General features: G+C 56.3%; 23 protein-coding genes. 14 read left to right on the forward strand and 9 right to left on the reverse strand.

Annotated elements, in window-relative coordinates; genetic code table 11:
• Nucleotides 1–56: 56 nt before the first annotated feature.
• From LH464_RS22000 to LH464_RS22040, 9 genes are all read right to left on the reverse strand, one after another.
• Complete coding sequence (locus LH464_RS22000; protein ID WP_226788561.1) at nucleotides 57–614, reverse strand: recombinase family protein; 558 nt, start codon at nucleotides 612–614, stop codon at nucleotides 57–59.
• 312 nt (nucleotides 615–926) lie between these two features.
• A complete protein-coding gene (locus LH464_RS22005) occupies nucleotides 927–1,349 on the reverse strand; it encodes a type II toxin-antitoxin system HicB family antitoxin (protein ID WP_226788562.1) in 423 nt (140 codons plus the stop codon).
• Between the two features lie 24 nt (nucleotides 1,350–1,373).
• The gene (locus tag LH464_RS24910; protein ID WP_226788563.1) at nucleotides 1,374–1,559 is read right to left on the reverse strand and encodes a type II toxin-antitoxin system HicA family toxin; all 186 of its coding nucleotides are present in this window, start codon (nucleotides 1,557–1,559) and stop codon (nucleotides 1,374–1,376) included.
• A 131-nt stretch (nucleotides 1,560–1,690) separates the two neighbouring features.
• The gene (locus LH464_RS22015) at nucleotides 1,691–2,554 is read right to left on the reverse strand and encodes a DUF932 domain-containing protein (protein WP_226788564.1); all 864 of its coding nucleotides are present in this window, start codon (nucleotides 2,552–2,554) and stop codon (nucleotides 1,691–1,693) included.
• 463 nt (nucleotides 2,555–3,017) lie between these two features.
• Nucleotides 3,018–3,323 carry a hypothetical protein gene (locus LH464_RS22020; RefSeq protein WP_226788565.1) on the reverse strand — a complete coding sequence of 102 codons (306 nt, stop codon included), beginning with the start codon at nucleotides 3,321–3,323 and terminating at the stop codon, nucleotides 3,018–3,020.
• Nucleotides 3,316–3,990: a ParA family protein gene (locus LH464_RS22025; RefSeq protein WP_226788566.1), complete on the reverse strand. Its 675-nt coding sequence runs from the start codon at nucleotides 3,988–3,990 to the stop codon at nucleotides 3,316–3,318. The genes LH464_RS22020 and LH464_RS22025 overlap by 8 nt, the downstream gene beginning before the upstream one ends.
• A 201-nt stretch (nucleotides 3,991–4,191) precedes the next feature.
• Entirely contained in the window at nucleotides 4,192–6,105 is a 1,914-nt protein-coding gene (locus tag LH464_RS22030; protein ID WP_226788567.1) for a ParB/RepB/Spo0J family partition protein, read from the reverse strand.
• Between the two features lie 389 nt (nucleotides 6,106–6,494).
• Entirely contained in the window at nucleotides 6,495–7,028 is a 534-nt protein-coding gene (locus LH464_RS22035; RefSeq protein WP_390625035.1) for a hypothetical protein, read from the reverse strand.
• A 488-nt stretch (nucleotides 7,029–7,516) separates the two neighbouring features.
• Nucleotides 7,517–8,218 (reverse strand): helix-turn-helix domain-containing protein, encoded by a 702-nt coding sequence (locus LH464_RS22040; protein ID WP_226788595.1) that lies wholly within the window; start codon nucleotides 8,216–8,218, stop codon nucleotides 7,517–7,519.
• 594 nt (nucleotides 8,219–8,812) lie between these two features.
• Between LH464_RS22040 and LH464_RS22045 the strand changes: the two genes are divergently transcribed.
• From LH464_RS22045 to virB10, 14 genes are all read left to right on the forward strand, one after another.
• The gene (locus LH464_RS22045; protein ID WP_226788568.1) at nucleotides 8,813–9,139 is read left to right on the forward strand and encodes a hypothetical protein; all 327 of its coding nucleotides are present in this window, start codon (nucleotides 8,813–8,815) and stop codon (nucleotides 9,137–9,139) included.
• A 24-nt stretch (nucleotides 9,140–9,163) separates the two neighbouring features.
• Entirely contained in the window at nucleotides 9,164–9,664 is a 501-nt protein-coding gene (locus tag LH464_RS22050) for a hypothetical protein (protein ID WP_226788569.1), read from the forward strand.
• A 9-nt stretch (nucleotides 9,665–9,673) separates the two neighbouring features.
• The gene (locus LH464_RS22055) at nucleotides 9,674–10,285 is read left to right on the forward strand and encodes a hypothetical protein (protein WP_226788570.1); all 612 of its coding nucleotides are present in this window, start codon (nucleotides 9,674–9,676) and stop codon (nucleotides 10,283–10,285) included.
• A gap of 4 nt (nucleotides 10,286–10,289) precedes the next feature.
• Nucleotides 10,290–10,604, forward strand: a complete 315-nt coding sequence (locus LH464_RS22060) for a TrbC/VirB2 family protein (protein ID WP_226788571.1) — start codon at nucleotides 10,290–10,292, stop codon at nucleotides 10,602–10,604.
• Nucleotides 10,605–10,621: 17 nt separating this feature from the next.
• The gene (locus LH464_RS22065; RefSeq protein ID WP_390625036.1) at nucleotides 10,622–10,936 is read left to right on the forward strand and encodes a type IV secretion system protein VirB3; all 315 of its coding nucleotides are present in this window, start codon (nucleotides 10,622–10,624) and stop codon (nucleotides 10,934–10,936) included.
• Nucleotides 10,937–10,939: 3 nt separating this feature from the next.
• Entirely contained in the window at nucleotides 10,940–13,312 is a 2,373-nt protein-coding gene (locus tag LH464_RS22070; RefSeq protein ID WP_226788573.1) for a VirB4 family type IV secretion/conjugal transfer ATPase, read from the forward strand.
• Nucleotides 13,313–13,315: 3 nt separating this feature from the next.
• On the forward strand, nucleotides 13,316–13,990 hold the full coding sequence (virB5, locus tag LH464_RS22075) for a P-type DNA transfer protein VirB5 (RefSeq protein ID WP_226788574.1): 675 nt from the start codon (nucleotides 13,316–13,318) through the stop codon (nucleotides 13,988–13,990).
• The gene (locus LH464_RS24915; protein WP_226788575.1) at nucleotides 13,990–14,301 is read left to right on the forward strand and encodes an EexN family lipoprotein; all 312 of its coding nucleotides are present in this window, start codon (nucleotides 13,990–13,992) and stop codon (nucleotides 14,299–14,301) included. The genes virB5 and LH464_RS24915 overlap by 1 nt, the downstream gene beginning before the upstream one ends.
• Entirely contained in the window at nucleotides 14,301–14,579 is a 279-nt protein-coding gene (locus LH464_RS22085) for an EexN family lipoprotein (protein ID WP_226788576.1), read from the forward strand. The genes LH464_RS24915 and LH464_RS22085 overlap by 1 nt, the downstream gene beginning before the upstream one ends.
• A gap of 52 nt (nucleotides 14,580–14,631) precedes the next feature.
• On the forward strand, nucleotides 14,632–15,558 hold the full coding sequence (locus LH464_RS22090; protein WP_226788577.1) for a type IV secretion system protein: 927 nt from the start codon (nucleotides 14,632–14,634) through the stop codon (nucleotides 15,556–15,558).
• Nucleotides 15,559–15,608: 50 nt separating this feature from the next.
• Nucleotides 15,609–15,872 carry an EexN family lipoprotein gene (locus LH464_RS22095; protein ID WP_226788578.1) on the forward strand — a complete coding sequence of 88 codons (264 nt, stop codon included), beginning with the start codon at nucleotides 15,609–15,611 and terminating at the stop codon, nucleotides 15,870–15,872.
• 523 nt (nucleotides 15,873–16,395) lie between these two features.
• Nucleotides 16,396–17,085 carry a virB8 family protein gene (locus LH464_RS22100; RefSeq protein WP_226788579.1) on the forward strand — a complete coding sequence of 230 codons (690 nt, stop codon included), beginning with the start codon at nucleotides 16,396–16,398 and terminating at the stop codon, nucleotides 17,083–17,085.
• The gene (gene virB9 / locus LH464_RS22105; protein ID WP_226788580.1) at nucleotides 17,082–17,972 is read left to right on the forward strand and encodes a P-type conjugative transfer protein VirB9; all 891 of its coding nucleotides are present in this window, start codon (nucleotides 17,082–17,084) and stop codon (nucleotides 17,970–17,972) included. The genes LH464_RS22100 and virB9 overlap by 4 nt, the downstream gene beginning before the upstream one ends.
• On the forward strand, nucleotides 17,972–19,111 hold the full coding sequence (gene virB10 / locus LH464_RS22110) for a type IV secretion system protein VirB10 (RefSeq protein ID WP_226788581.1): 1,140 nt from the start codon (nucleotides 17,972–17,974) through the stop codon (nucleotides 19,109–19,111). Before virB9 ends, virB10 begins: the two co-directional genes overlap by 1 nt.

A 19,111-nucleotide genomic window follows, 5' to 3' on the forward strand; every position in this document is an offset into this window, starting at 1 on the left:
AATCCATTCATTCAATCGATGCGGTAGCGTATGAGCCTGACCCGAGCCCGTACATGTTACTCCTGGCCTCTGTTGAAGCGCCGGCTGACGGTGGACTTGTTGACGCCGAGGATCTTCGCAGCCTTGCCGATCGATATCTCGCCACTGCCAATGCGCGGCAGGATTTCGCCCCACTGGTCATCATTGACCTTGGGCTTGGGGCCGGACTTCTTGCCGGCCGCCTTCGCCGCTGCCAATCCCTCAAGGGTCCGCAATCGGATGACATCCCGTTCGAACTGCGCAAATGCGCCGGCAATGGAAAAGAACAGCCGGCCGCCAGGTGTCGTCGTGTCGATCATCTCCGTGACGGAGACGAGGCCCAGCTGCAGTCCGTCCAGGCGCTCGATGAGCAGCAGCAATTCCTTCAGCGATCGCGACAGGCGATCAAGCCGCCAGACGCAGAGCGTATCCCCTGCCCTCGCATGGCGCAGCGCCTCCTCAAGCCCTTGCTTGATGACGGCTCCTCCGGAGACCTTGTCAGTGAAGATTTTCTCGCAGCCGGCGTCGAGAAGCGAGCGGCGTTGCATTTCGACGTTCTGATCGACCGTCGAAACCCTTGCATATCCGATCTTCATGAATGTCCGCCGCCGTTGTGTATTGCGTCATTATTTCTGTAATACGCAACAGCGCCAAAAATGCAATCCTTGGATGCCGCTTTTCCGGGCCCTTTCGAGTGATTCCGCAACGGGTGCGCAAACGGTCGTTTAGGCACCCCGTTGTGTATTGATTTTGAGATAATTGAAATACGCAACGGGGCGGCGGTGGGCGCCAGCAACAGCGTGCTTCACGCGACCTTTTGTTCCGCCTCTTGCTCTACCTGCGAATGCCATTGACGGTGCGTAGTCCGCCTTGATGACGCAATACGCACCGGCAGAGGCTGGAGGCGGTCAGCCTCCCATTTGCGCGACACGGCGGGTCATCCAGCTCACAAAGTTCGTTCGCGTCATTTTGCGGCGAGTGGCCTCGGCATCGATGAACGCAAGCACGTCGGCATCGAGCATCATATTAGCGCGAACGGGTTTTCCACCAAGGCGAATAAGCGGAATGCTTGTCAACGTGCTTCCACTAGGCGCAGCTACATCTTCAAGTGCGCTCGGAACGGCTAAGCGCGAGCCGTCGCGCTCAGTGTCGAGCGCGTAATCGCGCAGAGCTTCCTCTGCATTGAGGATCGCATCGTCAATCGTATCGCCCATGGCGACAACGCCGTCGAGATCGGGAAAAACAACTCCGTAAGCGCCTTTTTCGCCGTCGATAAGAGCGGGATATCTAAGGGTCATGATGATACTTCCGAGTTTGATATTTTGTGTCATTTGGTTGGTGAGTTGAGGTTGGGGCTAAGCGCCCCAACCTGCTTTCTTGGCTATCGATCCAGCAACGCCCGGGCTAAGTTTTCTGTGTCTTGGTACTTGAACAAAGCCTTTTGCTGGGTGCCGATAGATGTCGTGGGCGGATCCGTGCCGGTTAAAGACCCAGCCTTCCATTTTCAGCCGCTTGATAATCTTTGCTGTATTTGTCTCCATCACCTCTCCAAATCTTCAAGTGCAAATATATGCACACAACCACCCACTGTCAAATGAAATGTGCATATATTTGCACGTTTCATTTGACTTCAAGGCCTAAGGGGACGGTGCTGATTTCCGAGCCAGCACCATCAGGCGGCAACCTTGATGCCCTTGAGGGCGGCCATCCGCTCACCCAGCAACCACAGGGCCTTGTTAAGCTTTACGTCCTGATCGATACCATTGACGGCGCGGCTCCTGACACGGCGGGGCCTGCCGAGATCGTCCCGGCCGACGGCGCGTAGTCCACCCTTGATCACATTTTCCTGCGTTACGTTCCAAGTTGTCCAGAGATCGTCGGCGCGGTCGTCATGGCGGCGCGGGACGAGCAGTTGCGCCGGTTTGATCGGTGTCACAGTTTCACCGTCCCGATCACCGAAGCGGATCATGTGGGCGGCTTCCGCCAGAATTTCCTTTTCATCGCGATTGAGTTTCACGCTTCCCCAATCCTGCGGCGCGGCCAGTGTCCGTTCCGCCTCTTTCAATACGCGATAGGTGCCCTCGATAACCTTGCCGCCGACGTCGCCCGAGTGGCGGACCTTCACGCTGTCGATAGTGCCGGACTGGGCCACTAGGGAATTCAGGCAACGGATGCGGAACAGGCCCGCCATCAGGTCATAGGCGCTTGTCCCGTCGTTGGCGTTCTTCAGGAGGATTTCGCAAACGGTGTCGCCGACATTGTACACCTGGCCGTCATCGATGCGGCGCAAGCGGATCAGGTGCTTGGTGTAATTGGCCTTGCCTTCAATCCGGCTGCTAGACTGTTTCGCGCCGACCGGCATGAAGCCTTCGGCTATCAGGCCACGCAAAACCTCGATCGTCGGGATAGGCTGGAAACGTTCTGAACGGCTTTCGTGAGCGGTCATCGCGAAAATGGAGGGCGCAGCGCGGCGCAGCTCGTCCTCGGTCATGGCGCGGCCAGTGTCAAAACGGGCGGTGTTTGTGTAAACGGTCATCTTGCTTTCTCCTTTTTTCCGCGAAGCGGTCTAATGTCCCGCAGGGGCATGAGCTGCGCCTCATGCCCTCGCGGCGTCGCAAGTCAGACCGGGTGTAGAGGGGTGCAAGTTGAAAAGCGGAGGGGTATCGCCCGCCCGCAGGGTTCGGCCTGGCGCAGCCAGGATGAATGATTCCTGGAAGGAATTACGGGGAGACCGCTTTTCTGCTTGCTGGGGAGATAGAGGGCTGGTCCCTCTTCGTCCCCACCCAAGGAGACAATGTGGCCGGTGGAACCGGCGTCTCTACTGGTGAGGTCGCCAGACCTGCACGAGCGATCGTTACCGCGTGTTGGCGGAGACGGGCTTTGCCTGGCTCCGGTCGCTTGCGACTAGAGCGCGGCCGCCGAGCGGCGTGCCCTCCCCTCCCCGTTTTTGCAGCCTACTTAGGGGCAGCCGACGAACATCGGCAGTGTGTCGGAGATACCTAGAGTACTTTCGCGGCCTGCAGAAGGCGCTTGAACGCTTCCTTATACGTCATCCGTTCTGCGTCACACCATGCAACGAAAGCATTCCAGTCTTCGGTTACGACACGCATTGTTGCGGTTGTGTGAGCCACTGAGGACCCATTCCTGTTTTTTCTTAAAGTGCGTTCCGGCATTTTTTGGTCATCCACGAATCCCCTGCTTTTGGCGATAGCCTCAACCTGTTCGACGGCCTGAGGCGGAACGGCGTCCGGTGCCCTTGGTTTAAAACTGTCCAATTTGGCAAAAGCGTTTGGTCGATCAGTCATTTTTACCTCCCGTCAGGATTTCCAGGACTTCACCAACAAACTTACTGGCGTTCGCCTTGGCCTGTGAGATGCCGTTGACCTCATTCGGGTCCAGTTCATCCAACGCCACTTTGTATCCAATCATCTGCGAGAACGCTGTCCTCTCGTTAAGATGGTTGCTCAGAAGTGCGACGCCCGCCTGTCTCATATCGCTTTCAATCTGCCTTTGTTCCCTTGTAGGAACACCGGCATTCGTCCGCGTGTAGACGAAGCGATGAGGTATATTTCGCCTTAGAGCTTTCTCTTCGTCGCGGATGAGTGAGACTGCCTCCGCAGCTTCCTCGGCGTCTGCAGATTTTGCCTGCGTGGGGATAAGGATCAGATCAGCACGTGTGGCTGCACGAGCAATTGTAACGGTTGCGCGGCCTTGAACGTCGATGATTACGAACTGCTTTTCAGCCGCTTCCTTGTCAATCATATCGACCAAAGTTTTGGGATCATCGACGTACTTGACCAAATCGGCGTACCGGCTCTTCCCCGCGAGAGCCCATTTGTACAGCGTGCGTTGCGGGTCAGTGTCGAGGATTGTTACGGTGGCACCCTCGTTTGCGAGGATGGTTCCTAGAACCAAGCACGTTGTTGACTTTCCAGCGCCGCCCTTGGGCGTAGAGACAACGATTACGGGCATGTTTCACCTCATTTGCTTTCATTTTGGCTAAAATAGCCTTCAATCATTTCAGTTGGGTTAACATCAAATGACATTACCTCAACTGAAATGACATCATTTGATTTCCTAGTTCTATTTAATTCAAATGATTTGATTTGAATTCATCACCATTCCCAAGGACCTCGACCACGCCGGGAGGGCGTGGCCGAGCATGGCGACGGATCATTCAGCCGCCATGGAAAAGTTCTGGCTTTCTTCGCCGTCGTTCTCTAAGAGCACCGGCGCGATCCGGATATGCGGCGGAAGCCAGCCGCTGCCTTCGACGGCCTTTTCGGCGAAGTCAGCGGCTTGTCGCTTCTTCATGGCAGCGATACCGGATGCGAAATCCGCCCCGCGAACCTCGGCAACAACGGCCTCGATGCCAGCACGGTTGAGGTGGTTGAAATAGCTGGCTGCGGTCGGCGTGAAGTAATCACCCATCTTGACGTTAAGGGCCTGCGCTAACTGGTCGGCATGAGCGAACGCCTGTTTCCGGTGGCCTGAATATTTCTGTTCAACGGCATTGACGGTATGGGCTGCGGCGTAGGCGAGCAGGTTCAACAATTCGTCCCGCGACTGCTCGAACAACCAGTCCCACAGGTCGGCGGGATTGCCGGGAAGCTTGTCGCCATAGTTTTCGGCCAAGCTCTCCCAAAGCTGCAATGCCTTGTTCTCGGCTGGCTGCTTCATCGACGGTTCAAGCTTCTCGTGGGTCATGGTGATTTGCAGGGCGCTTTGTCCGCCTCGCGCGCCGTAAGGGCCGCGATAGGCTAGGTCGAGCAGCATTGCATGCACGACGGAAACAAGGGCGATTTCCGGATTGTTCGCCAGTTCGATACGCAGCGCAGCGGTTTTTTGCGCTGTCAGGTCTTCGATCAGGGTTGCCGAATGGACAAAACCACCGGCGTTTCCGCTGTCGGTTTTGGAATCTACACCGCTATTGATACCGCCGCTTTCATCGGCGGTGGCAGCTTTGCGGTCTTCGTCGCGAACCATGCCGCGAAGAACGGCAAGTTGGCCGTAGTAATCGAGCGTTACGAAGGCCCCGGCCATTGCAAGGTCTTCCGCCTGATAGGCTTCGCCGCCGTCGCGTAGTTGCTTGATCTGCTCCTCAATGGCTTCAATCGTGACTTCGGCGCCGTCCCCTGCCTCTCCTGCCTCGATTAGTTCGGCCAGTTCGTCGTATTGGGCGGAAAGCGCATCCAGCGCGGCTTGATCGGCTTCGCTGAGATCGACACGCTGCGGGTAAACCCGATGCATGCGGTAGAGGTTTTCCGGCTGCTGGGTGGCGGTGTCGACCCATTTCCAGCCTTCGGCTTTGACCTGCTCGGCCACGGCTTCGAGCTTTTGAACCACCAACGTTTCCAGAAGCCCGCTATCACAGGCAAAACCGCCCTGATCTTCGAATAGATCACGGCGAACCGGCCCGCCTGCTGCGGCGTAGACTTCAAGGCCACCGAGGAAGGCAAGGCGTTTATCGCTAGCTGGCACTTCGTCGGCAGCAAGACGGCGCTTGATGGCATGGGCGCTGCGGTCCCAAGAGGGCAGGGCGGCCCAAACCTCATCTTGTCTGGCGTGATCGTCGGTCACGGTAAACGCGGCCAACTGCTCGTAGGTCATCTCCTCTTGGCGGTAGAGCGCCAGCAGGACCGGGGAGACCTTCGCCAGTGCCAAGCGGCGGTTTACGATGACTTCTGTCGTTCCGAACCGGGCAGCAATGTCCTTCACGCTCCTGCCTTCGTCTGCCAACCTCTTGAAGGCTTCGTACTGGTCGGCGGGGTGCATGGCCTCGCGCATAACGTTTTCGGTCAGGCTGATTTCGGTTGCGTCCTCAGCGTTTTTGACTCGTGCGTCCACTGCGTAGTCCGTGGCGATCTCGGCGCGTTCCGCCAGCAGCTTCAAGGCTGCGAAACGACGGCCACCAGCCGAAACCAGATAGCACCCCTTTGGTGCTTTTCGAACAACGATGTTCTGCAGAAGGCCATTTGCGAGGATGGAGGCGGCAAGAGCCTCGATGCTGTCGACGCTGTAGGTCTTGCGGACGTTGAGGGGGTCTACGTCAAGCTTATTGAGGGCGATTGCGATGATGTCGGACATTGGTTTTCTCCTATTTCTTCCGTCTTCGTCTTCTGTCCCCGGAGGGGCAGGAGCCGCGCTCCTGCTCCCGAGCTCGTGCGGAACAGTGGAGGAGAGGGGGGCAGGCTGAAAAACGGAGGGGTATCGCCCGCCCGCAGGGTTCGGCCTGGCGCAGCCAGGACGGATGATTCCTGGAAGGAATTACGGGGAGACCGTTTTTCTGCTTGCTGGGGAGAGGGGGCGAAGCTCTCTTTCACCGACAGGGGCCGCCAGTGGCGGTGGCGGCACCAGATCAGAGAGTTGCTGGCTCCAGCCGCGGCTGATTTTCTTGGTTTGCACCAGCGATCGTTACCGTGTCGGCGGAGACTGGCTTGCCTGGCTCCGGTCGCTTGCGACTAGAGCGCGGCCGCCTAGGGCGGGGTGCCTGGCTTTTTGGGGTCAACCCCGGGCGCGTACTTTTGGGCTATTTCCGTATTTTCGTAGGCGATTCCGATCGGTATGCCGTCTTCGGTCAGGTATTTGAGACCGTGATCTTCAAATGCCTTTTCGAGGATCGCGAGTGTTGTCAGGTTTGGCCGATCTATCAGTCCCTGTTCCAGAGGTTGGATGGCTCCGATCGAAAGTCCCGTGACTGGAGCAAACTGCCTGATTGTTAACCCGATCATTTCGCGTCCGGCGCGAACCACTCTTCCAGGCATTCGCAATTGCTGCGGCGGCTTTCCTTGGAACGAATGGAGGACTGCCATTTCTATGTCGTCGTACCAGACACCGAGTGAGATGGCGTCCACGACATAGAAACTGATTCCGATTTTCTCGAATGCCGCTCTTATCTTGTAGTTCCGGTAGAGGTCGGGGCGCTGCGCTCGCTCATTTTCGAGGTTTCTAATTACTGTCTCGGATAGATTCACAAGGCTGCCGAGTTGTTCCCGAGTATAGCCTGCCATCGCTCTTGCTGCACGCAAGAGGCGTCCGGGGATTGGCATAAAGCGTTGCGACTCATCCATTGGGCAACTTTAGGAATGCGCCGGAGTAGAGTCCACAGGTCGCCAATCCTATACTCGGGTAAAGCGTTCTCCATCCTTGTAGCGGCCAGACCTGCTACATACCGCCGCATGTTGAAAAGTCCTTTCTGGTTTGCGCTTTGCGAGCCGAGCACGGCGCAGAAACGACGTGTTTCCTCAGCCTCAAAATGAACGTGCTGGGCGGCAAGGTCGCTCAAGCGAGCCTGTGAGGGCTAGGATAGCTGATCCTCAGGTGGACGGTTCGTGATTGATCTCAGATTTCGCCTCCCCACCCGTTCAAAAGCCCCTTTTTTGGGTGCGGCATATTCATTTGCCTGTTGTCCAGGCGAGTGTGTGCTGCACCGGCCCGCAGTATGGGCGGGTCGGAACCGCCGCAGGGTTGCGTGAGCAACCCGAATAGCGGCGTCCGCTTATCTTTTCTCATAAGGAATAAAACTAGGATGGGATTCAGTCTGCCTGGCGGACTCACGTTGATTGATAGATTTTCCAAGGCGGGCAAGGGCCCGTCCCAAGGGGGTATCGCCGACATCGAACAACGTTCGCTCCTCAATGTTCACTGACCCCCTGAACGCCTCGATCAATTCAGATTTAGCCTGGCGCTCCAGTTCGTAATCCTCGGGGAGGGGAGACTTTACACCCATCCGCCATAGGAGGCGTCGAGCTCGCTCAGGAAGGGAGAGGCGATAGGCGTTACTGGTTTGTTTGACTTGGGGGCCACGGCCGGTATTGCCGGTTGGCTCATACCTGCGGAGCCAGTCGAGGAAACCGTGGTCGCGCAGCGCCTTCAGCGCGCGTACGACGGCGTCCCTCGAACGGCGCAGCTTGTGCATGAGGGTGTCTATCGAAGGCTCGAGGCGGCCGGTGCGAAAGTCGACGAGATTGGCAAATAGTTGCAGAACCTCGATCGCGACCGATCCAAGCGGTCCGTTGCGGGAACCGGGTTCGCGTTCTGCCAATTCGTATCGCCGGGCGGCGAGCAGGATTTGGCGGACCTCCTGCTGATTTGTGCGACGCCAAAAGCCCCCTTCGCAGCGACCGGCTGCACGGGAGTGTCGTCGTACAAGGCTTCCATTTCGCTTCGGAGAAGCCGGCAAGTTCGCTTTTAACAGCATTGCAACGTGATCACGCATCGGACGCTCCTCCGCGGCCGGCGGGTGATACTGCAGTATAGTAGGTATGATTGATCGAAGCCGAAAACCGCATGGGCCTTGGCTGTGTCGAGTGAGCTTTTTCCACGTTTTCTTCCCTTAAATTTGGGCAAAGAGATTCCGTGGCGCGAAAGCGCATTAGGCTTGCAAAACTGATGAGAGGTGGCTAGATTGCGCGTATTGTTTTTGTGCGCTGATGACGGACGCCAATCCGTTCTCGATGACCTCTCTTTTGGAAGCCCGGCCTCGCGCCGGGTTTTCTGTTTTTAGGCCACTTTCCCCTCCATTTCTGCCGAATCGTGCCCGCCCATTGCGGTGCAGCCCATCATGACAGATTCGCGTTTCGATTGGAAAACTATACTCAAATATAGCACTCCTCCTCGAACCACGCGCATGTGTACGCCCGAGTCGGCGCTTGTGTCAAATTATGCCGTACGGCACACGCTAAGCACGATGGTCATAATACCGTTTTGACTTGTTTTAAGTATTGCTATTTCCACGTTCATTTGGCACGCTGAATACAGATTAGCAGGCAACCGCATTGATCGAGGGGGAATTATGAATTCTGTGTCGCGTCTTGAAACATTAGTGAATCAACATCTATCAGTGTTGACAGATTTCAAGGAGTTTTCGGCATTAGCGGATCAACAAATTGATCTTTCAATGGTTATGGCAACGCTTGATAGAGAGAGTGCGTGCCGTAAGGAGATCCTCTCCTACCGTCCGCAGACCCGTGCGGAAGCCGCTCTAAAGCTCCGCGCTACACTTGAAGCAGTAGCACTATTCGAAGAGCTTGATCAGCATGAGATAGTAATTTTATTGACATCGCTGGTTGGATTCCTTGAGGAGCCATTGACGCCAGATTCAGCCCCGCCTACTGTCTAATGTAGATACAGGAGGGAACCACCCATGAAGCCATTCGTCCTTTCAGCAGCAGCGACACTCGCTGCTGTTTTCGTTTCTGCACCTGCAACAGCGTCCGAATGGGGCTGCGAGGTGCTTTTGTGCCTTTCAAACCCGGGCTCTCCGACGGAGTTCAAGGAATGCGTACCGCCGATCCACAAGCTCTACAGCGAGCTTGCCAAGGGCCATTCGTTCCCGACCTGCACTGGTGTGGGCTTCAAGGCTTCCAAGCCTGTTTACGATCCTTACGAATGCCCGGCCGGGTATGAGCTTATCAACAGACCAAGTTTGGGCAGCCACGAACGCCCATCATGCAAGGCCACCGAGCCTAAAGTCCTTCCAATGATGGCCTGCTGGAAAAACGGGACTGGGCAGGGGCAAATTGAAATGATCGCTGGGAAGCGCACCTGCGTTACCTATCCATCCACGGCCGCCACTCTCCGCGAAAAACCCCGTTACGTCATCATCGACATCGATGACGTGGGCAAGAAGACCGTCTGGTTCTGAGGCGGCAATATGGATCTGGCATCAGTTTTTGCGCTGGCGCTGAGCTGCACGACAGCTGCGCCGCCGTCCCTTCTGGCAGCAACGTCAATTGTCATGACGCAAGGTGACCCAATGGCGTTGACGGTCAACGGAGCGCCAATACCTGGTCCGATGCTCCAGGCCGCAGCCATGGAAGAGGCTCTTGCCGCCATTACCCAAGGCTCATCCGTCAGGTTGGGTCTCGGGCAATCTTCACCAGACGAATTGGACAGTGCCGGGGCAGAGCTGGCCGACGGGTTTTCACCGTGTTCAAGTCTTGCAGCATTGGACGCAACGTTGGCTCAGACCTATGCCGGCGTCTCAGGAACGGACGAAGAGCGATGGCTGGCTGCGGCCAGTTTGCACGCGACAGGCACTTACGATCTGGCGCTAGCATCAGACTTCGTCGCAAAGATCACCGAAATTCGGGCAACACTTCCGCCTGATAGGCCAGGTCAGCCACGTACTGCCCTGGCCACAAACCTGCCATTAGCGGCCACATCGGCGGCTGATGGCCCAAAGGAACCACCCTCAACTTCAAACAGCGCTGATATCTTCGGCTCCGGCCGGGGACAGTCGCTGCTGATATTTTCCAAGGAGTAGCGTTTTGTCTTTCCAGAATTCTATTGGCGCAGTCGCCAAGCGACACGCACCTGCATTGGCCATGGCCGCCGTAATGAGTGTCATGTTTGTTGAACCTGCTTTCGCTCAATCTCTCGGCAACATCGAGAAAGTCCTGAAGAACCTTGTGGACATTCTTACAGGTGAAGTGGCGCGGCTAATTGCAATGCTCGCGGTTATCCTCCTTGGCATGGCGACGATGTTCAACATGTTCGATAAGCGCAATTTGGTTTTCGTGATACTAGGGATCGCCATCGTGTTTGGAGCAGCCGAAATTGTCGGCTGGCTGACGGGGGCCTGACCATGTCGGGAGAGCAGGTGAGGCTAACCGAGGACCCGCTATTTCTGGCATGCACCCGACCTGCCATGGTCGGCGGCGTCACAATCGAGGCCATGGGTGCCAACGTCGTGTTAACCGCGATGGTTTTTCTCGCCGGTGGCTCGTTGCTGTATTTCAGCGTTGGCCTTCTGCTGCACCTGCTCTTCCGGGCCATCTGCAAAGTGGATCACAATCAGTTTCGGGTTCTGGCGGCTTGGCTCAATTCAAAGGGCCGGGCACGCACCAAGGACTATTTCGGCGCTGCGACATACACGCCGCTGGTCATCAGAAAATCGAAGAAGGCAAGGGGTTGAACCGTGCTTAACAACAACGCTGGCCCGTCAGCGAAACTTGCCAATCGCGAGCGGGAGGCCGGACCATACCTGCCGTATACCCGCCATGTGAACAATACTGTTGTCGCACTCCGTTCCGGCCTGCTGATGACGACCATCGAGCTCAAGGGCGTTCCCTTCGAAACGAGCGATCGTGCCGAGCTCAATATATTCCACAACCACCTGAACATGCTGTGGCGCAGTATCGGCAAGGAGCAGCTGGCGCTCTGGAGCCATATGGTGCGCCGGCGCGACCGCGATTATCCTATTGGCAAGTTCAAAAGCAAATTTGCAGCCGATCTGGACCGGAAATACCAGGAGCGAATGGTGGGCGAGGCGCTGTATCGCAACCGCTGGTTCCTCACGCTTGTTTGGTCGCCTGCCATCGACAGGGCGGACAAGGTGCTGAATTTCCTCAGCCGCTTCCACAAGCCCAGCATGAGCGATGAAGTCGATCATCGCGCGCTCAAGGAGCTCGACGATACGTGCCAGACGGCCATTGCCGCCCTTGAGCGATACGAGCCGCGTGTTCTTGGCCTCTACCGGGGCAACAATGAGCTGATGTTCTCCGAGCCAATGGAATTCCTGCGGCTTGTCGGCACTTCCGACGAGATGCCAATGCCGCTGGTCGACGGGCCAATAGGGGGCGCTGTCTATGCCGACCGGGTTCTGTTTGGAAAGGAGAACATCGAGATCCGCCTACCCGACGAGAGCAAGCTGGCGGGGATACTCGGCATCAAGGAATACCCGTCGAAGACACGGCCGGGCATGCTCAACGCCATCCTGTCGGCAAAGATGGAATGCGTCCTGGCGCAGAGTTTCGCCTTCATCGCCAAGTCTGATGCCAAGCAATCAATGGCGCTCAAGCAAGGCCAGATGATCAATGCGAACGATCGGGCTGCAAGCCAGATTGACGAACTTGATGTGGGCCTGGACGATCTTGAGAGTAATCGCATGGTGATGGGCATGCACCATCTCAACCTGATGGTTCTTGGGCATGATAGCGTGGTCCTTCGAGAGAACATCGGGCTGGCCCGGAGAATTCTCAGCGAATGTGGCATTGTGACTGCTCGTGAAGATCTAGCGCTGGAAACGAGCTATTGGGGCTTGTTCCCCGGCAACTTCTCCCATCGTCCTCGGAGTGGGGCTATCTCGTCCCGTAATTTCGCAGCTCTTTCGGGCTTCCATAGCCACCCAAGCGGGGAAAAGAAGGCGCACTGGGGCATGCCGGTCGCCTTGCTCAAGACTGCGGCCGGCGGTGCTTATAATTTCAATTTCCATGTCGGTGACCTCGGCAACACCTTCATCTGCGGGCCATCAGGCTCCGGTAAGACGGTCATCCAGAATTTTATGCTGGCGCAGCTGCAGAAGCACGATGCAACCATGGTGTTCTTCGACAAGGACCGCGGTGCTGACATCTTCGTTCGCGCGGCTGGTGGAAATTACCTTCCTTTGAAATCGGGCCAGAAGACCGGCTGTGCGCCGTTGCAGGCGCTCGATTTCGATCACGCGGGGGATTTCGAGTTTCTGCACTTATGGATCAAGAAGCTGGTCGAACGTCCCGACAAGCCATTCACGGTCACCGAAGAAGGCCAGATCCATACGGCACTGTCGCAGATGCGAGCAATGCCGCGTGAACTTCGACGGCTCGGCAATCTGCGCGATTTCTTTCCGTCACGTGATCCGGAAGGGATCGGCGCACGGTTGGAACGTTGGTTTGGCACCGGGGCACTGTCATGGGCGTTCGATCACGGTGCGGACGACATTGCGCTGGATGCGTCCTTAGTCGGTTTCGATATGACCGAGTTCCTGGACAATCCCGAGATCCGCACACCGCTGATGATGTATCTCTTCCATCGGGTGGAACGGCTTATCGATGGCCGCAGGATCGTCATTGATATTGACGAATTCTGGAAGGCGCTCGACGACGAGGCTTTCCGCCAGCTTGCCAGAGACAAGCTCAAGACGATCCGCAAGCAGAACGGCATGATGCTGTTTGGCACCCAAAGCCCGCGAGACGCGCTTCAATCGGAGATTGGCTATACGATCATCGAGCAGTGCCCAACAAAGATTTTCATGCCGAACCCATACGGATCGCATGAGGACTACGTGGGTGGCTTCAAGCTCTCCGAACGGGAGTTCGAGCTGATCAGCCAGGAGCTGACACCCGAAAGCCGCTGCTTCCTGATCAAGCAGGGTCGGAACAGCGTCGTTGCGTCGCTCGATCTTGGCGGCTTCGATGATGAACTGAAAATTCTCTCCGGACGTACCGAGTCCATTGCCCGGATGGATGAACTGATCGTGTCGCATGGCAGCAACCCGGAAGTCTGGTTGCCGCATCTTTTAGGAAAGGTTTGAGCAGTGAAGCGAATTTTGACAGCGGCGGGCATCGCACTGTTTTCCTCCGGGGCGTTTGCACAAGGTATCCCCACCTTCGATACCACGGCGGTTGCAAAGGCTCTGGAGCAGATTGCCAACCAGATGGAGCAGATCGAGCAGTTGAAGGCGCAGTTGGCCCAAGCCAAGGAGCTCTATGACTCGATGAACCAGATTACCGGCGTTGGCGATCTCGCCGGATTGCTCAAATCTGAGAACATCCAGCAGGCTTTGCCTCCGGAGTTCAGCAAGCTTCAAGGCCCACTACAGGGCGTCCTCAAGAACAATTTCGACGCCTTTGAGGAGCGCAATAAGTACACGAAAGAGGCGGCTGACGACTTCTACTACAAGGAACTGGCGCGGGCTCGCGGTGAGACCAACACCGATATGAGCGTCGGCCAGACGATCTATGAGGCGGCCGGCCAGCGCATCAGTGGATTGGAACAACTGCGCGACAAGGTGAAGACGGCGGCTACTGCAAAGGAGGTCGCAGATCTTCAGGCTCGTATCTCAGGAGAATCCTCGTTGATCCAGAACCAGATCCTGCAAATGCAGGGACTAGCGATGATTCAGCAAGCGCGCGATCGCGTCGACGACGAACGCAAGCGGGAAAACTTTTTGGATATGCGCCGTCGCATCAAGGAAGTCGGAGTCAAGTGATGAATTTGAAATCTGTCATAGCTGCGGCAGCAACCGTAGGCATATTGTCTAGCTGTGGTGAGGATCCAGCGCAAGGGCCACAGGCCGAGCTCCAAACACCTTCAACAATACCCGTTCAAACAGTGGAATGGTACCTCGAGCATAAGGCAGAGCGGGATACTATGTTTAAGCATTGCAAGAACAATCCTGGAGAGTTGCGAGATCATCCAAACTGCCTCAACGCCCGGGAAGCCCATCGAAAAGCGCATCACAGGGCCATGATCAAGATATCTGAAGAGAATTTGAAGGCGCTATCGTCCGGGAGGCAGTGATGCAATTGAAGACTATTCTGGTTGTAACCGCAAGCTTTGCGGTCCTTTCCGGCTGCAGTGAAGATGCATCGCAGGCTCCGGTGGCCACCAGCGAAGCGGCTACATCCGTCGTTCAAACCGTGAGCTGGTATCTTGAACATGATGCCGAGCGTGAGGCCTTGGTCAAGCGCTGTAAAGACAATCGCGGCGAGCTTGAAAAAGATCCCAACTGCCTCAATGCCAGGGAAGCGGACTTTATCCATATGCAAGAGCGCATAATGCAAATCGGCGGCAAGTGATGATCAAGATATCCGAAGACAATTTGAGGCCGGTATTCTCCGGGAGAGTATCATGGGTGTAGCCCAAATCATTGCCAGCAGCATCGAAGAGCCGATGCTGGCATTCATGTCCAACGGGGTCACAAAGGTCGCCGCTGCGGTCAGCGGACCCTTCAATGCCGCTATGACCCTCTATGTGATAATTTTTGGTCTGATGATCGTGCTGGGTTATGTGCGGATGCCCATATCAGACTACGTGATGAATGCGTTCAAGCTAGCCTTCCTGTCGTTGCTGATCAGCAATGTCGGTGAGTACAATACCTACGTAACCGACCTGTTCTTCAAAAGCTTACCGGAGGGCATCGGTGCTGCGCTGGGCGGCAAATCCGATGTTAGCAACATCCAGAGCGGCATCGCCTTCGACATTTACATCGACAAGGTCATAAAGGTTGGCGAGACAATAAGGGAGGGAGCAGATTGGTCAGATGTCGGCACTCAGTTCTTTGCCATAATTTTTCAAGGTATCGGTGTGGCCGCCGCAGTTCTGATGTTTGCAGTCGTCGTCTATTCTAAGTTGATGCTTGCGTTGATCATTGCTATCGGCCCAATCTTCGTTGCTCTTGCTCTGTTTGAACAAACTCGCTCGTTTACTCAGTCCTGGGTTGGGGCTCTAGTAAACTTCGTCATGTTGCAGGTGCTGATTTACGCCCTGCTCGCGCTGACATTGACGATCGGTGAGTCAATGATCGATCCCAAGGGCGAGTTTCCTGTCGTATTCCACAAGGCAATGCAGGCCATCGGCCTCTTCATTCTATCAGCGTACGTCGCCCTTGAGCTTCCTGGCGTTTCATCCGCCTTGGCGGGCAGTGGCTTTGCCATTGGCGGCAGGGTGATGAACGCGGCTGTTGGTGGAGCGGCGCGTGGGGTTGCAGGATTGCCCAAGGCTCACGCATTGTACAACAAAATGCGCGGCGAGGGAGGCGAGGTCAGGAAGGACTGAGATAGTCCATCGACGGCATAGACCAAAGCGAATGAGATTGGAGAAAAGCGTTGAGCGCTAAGACGATTAAGATTGTTGTGGACGTAATCCTTTGGACTTTGATATCGGCATCGACCGTAGCGTTTATCTGGTACCTCCAGCTCCCGGAGCCGGTGCCCGTTCAAACAGTAGACTGGTATCTGGAGCATGACGTTGAACGCGAAGCGATGCTCAAGCGCTGCAACAACAATCCTGGCCAACTGAGAAGTTGGCCCGATTGCGTCAATGTGGAGCGGGCGAATTCTTTAATTACGCAAGCGAGCAAAATTCAATAAGCATAAAGGCCCTGCGGGGCCTTTCTTTTTGCTATATTTGCTATACTGCGGTATAGTATTATCCCAAGTCGTCTACCGTTGCATGCTCTGCAATCTAGGGATTACGCGGCTATTCGTGTTGCTTCCGTCCTATATATGACTATAGATTACCATAGTTTAACCAAACTTGTGGTCGTCATGCTTCCATTTTACAAAAGCGCAACCGTTTGCGCCCTTGTCGCCGCTCTCAGCTCATGTGGCACACCCGCAAAATTCGAAAATACCGCACCGAAATGCTCCGGTAATGCGCGCCGGCCGCTCAATCAGGATCTCTGGGATTGGGATAAATCCTCACCTGGAAATCACGCGGCTAGCAAGCCGAACTCTTCAGCTGGCAAAACATTCCCAAAGGCTCCCACGTCATCCCGGACAAATTACACACCTGAGACGGAAGCTGCGCAATCAGCGGACGCCACCGCCGCTTTTCAGCAATCAGTCGGGTGGCAGATAGCGCTTTCGGAAGAGCCATGCGGAGGGGTCTCCGATGGTCACTGAGGACGCCCTAAAGGACTATTTCGAGCGGTCCCGTAAATGGGAACGGGATGCTTACATTGATGTGCTTCGCTCCCGGCGTATCTGGCGTTTGCTGGCTCTAACTACCTCGGCGCTTGCCATTGCAGGCGTTGGCGCAGTTGCCGCTCTCGCACCGCTCAAAAGCGTAGAGCCCTTCGTTATCCGCGTCGATAATTCCACCGGTATTGTCGAGACAATGAGTGCCTTGACCGACGCGCCCGGCAAATATGACGAAGCAATTTCTCGGCACTTTCTCCATACCTATCTACGCGCCCGTGAGGGCTTCCTGTTCGATGAGGCCAAGCACAATTTCCGTGTTGTTAGTCTCATGAGCTCTTCCGCTGAACAGGAGCGCTTTGGCACCGAATATTCCGGCAATAATCCCGACAGCCCACAAAACCGCTATGGCCGGCATTCAGTCGTGGAAGTCGCGATAAAGTCGGTCTCGTTTATCGCCGATACCGCAGGGCAGGGAAGTATTGCCCAGGTGCGTTACCTGCGCACGGAACGTCGCGACAAGGCCGTTCAGACTTCCCATTGGATTGCGACCGTCTCGTTTCAGTATGTCGGCAGCCAGTTTTCAAGCAACGACCGGTTGGTGAACCCGCTCGGCTTCATCGTCACCGAATACCGCACGGCCGAAGAAGGAGCTTCGAATTGACCAGCAGCTATAAATCCCGGTCGCTGCGACTGATCCCGTCCGTCATCACCGCATCCCTTCTTGCCTTTGCCGGAAGTGCCATGGCGCTGGAAACTCCGATGTCCGGCCAAAAGGACGAACGTATGCGGTTGGTCAGCTACAGCTCGGATCAGGTCGTAAAGGTCGTCGGCCGAGAGCGGGCATCGACGCAGATCATCTTTGCCGAAACGGAACAGATCGTCCATGTCGCCGTCGGTGACGCCATCGCCTGGGAAGCAGCACCAGCGCAAAACATCCTGTTCCTGAAGCCGCGCGAATTCCACCCGGTTACGAACTTACAGGTCGTAACCATGCGGGCGAACGGGCAGCGGCGGGTCTACCAGTTTGAGCTGACTGCAACACAAGGAAAGGTCGATGCCCGCGATGCGTACTTCGCGATCCAGTTTCGCTATCCCACAGATGAAGCGGAACTGGCGCGGCTGAAGCAGCAAGCCAGCAGCACAAACGCGGAAAACAAGCGGATCGATGAGGCACTTTCCTTGTCGCAAAGCCATAGCGCGCGCAACTTTGCCTTTTCGGCACAGGGCAGCCGCTCCCTCGAACCTGACGCGATCTATGACGATGGAAAGGTCACTGTCTTCCGGTTCAATGGCAACCGTCCAGTGCCGGCGATCTACATCATACGGGATGACGGTACTGAAAGCCTCGTTCCCAATACGGTTCGCGACCAGGGCAGGGCAGTTGTTGTCCATGCAACGGCGGGCGGCTTCCGTCTACGCGACGGCCAGAACGTCTTGTGCATCACCAACGAAGGACACGACCGGGTTGGCGTCAACACGGGCACAGGGACAACCTCATCCTCGGTAGAGCGCGCTGTCGTACCGAACGTAACCGGAGCACCAAAGTAATGCACAATCCTAAGAGCACGGAAGCTGAGGAGCTTGGTGAGCGCGACGCCGAAATTCTGGGTGAGCGGAAAACCGCCAACGGCCCAAATACCAAGGTCAAGCTTGCCGTCGTTGCTGCCGCCGTAATCGGTGTTGGTGGCATCTTCTATATGGCCTCTGGCGAAAGCGAAGAGAAACAAGAAGAGACGAGGGCGGTTGCCGTCCGAAACGTTGTTCCCTTCCAGGCCGCACCGGAGGAAAAGCCAGAAGAGGAGCCCGAGCCCGAACCGGTCGCTACCGAGGCGGAAGAAGAAGCTGTCGAAGTGGAAGAGATCGACGAGCTCCTGGAGGCAGCTCGCCGGGCTCCCGTACTGATCACCAGTGGCAGCAGCATGCCAAGATCTGCGCCTTCGGAAATGCCTGTATCGGGTGACGGCAGTGGGAGTTTTGGCGAGGAGCGGCAGCTTTCGTCCATGTTGCGGTCTTCGCCTCAGGCATCCGCCAAGGCAGGGGTGATCGCGAACCTGCACATGACGGTTCCGAAGGGCACGCACATTCCTTGTACGCTGGAGACGGCCTTAAGCTCGGACCAGCCCGGATTGGTATCCTGCATCGTGGCCCGTGACGTGCTGGGCGCTTCCGGTCAGGTCGTGCTTGCCGAGAAGGGATCGAAGATCCTCGGTGAGTATGAGGGCGGCATGACGCGCGGAAAGGCACGGATTTTCGTGCTTTGGACCGAGATGCGCACTCCATCCGGTGTGGTCGTACAGCTGAACTCCCCGGCAAGCGACGCACTGGGCCGGAGCGGTTTCAATGGCAAGATCGATTCAAAGTTCAAAGAGCGGTTCGGCGGCGCCATGCTGATGTCGGTGATCTCCGACGCCTCCAACTTCGCGTTTGGGCGTCTGACCGACCAAGCCGAGGTTGAGGCAGGCGGGACGGAAAGCACTTCCAACGAAGCAATCGCAACGATCCTGAAGGAGTCGCTGAGCATCGAGCCGACGCTTTACAAAAATCAGGGTGAATCGGTTTCGGTCTTCGTTGCCCGAGATCTCGATTTTGCCGGCGTCTACCAGCTGAAGCGTACCGCTCCAATGCATCAGATCTACGATCGCGCTGTGCACGGTACATCAGCGATCAGCTCCCGTCCGACGAAGTAG

The sequence above is a fragment of the Pseudorhizobium xiangyangii genome (genome assembly GCF_020531965.1).
In the GTDB taxonomy this organism is placed as follows: Bacteria; Pseudomonadota; Alphaproteobacteria; order Rhizobiales; family Rhizobiaceae; genus Neorhizobium; species Neorhizobium xiangyangii.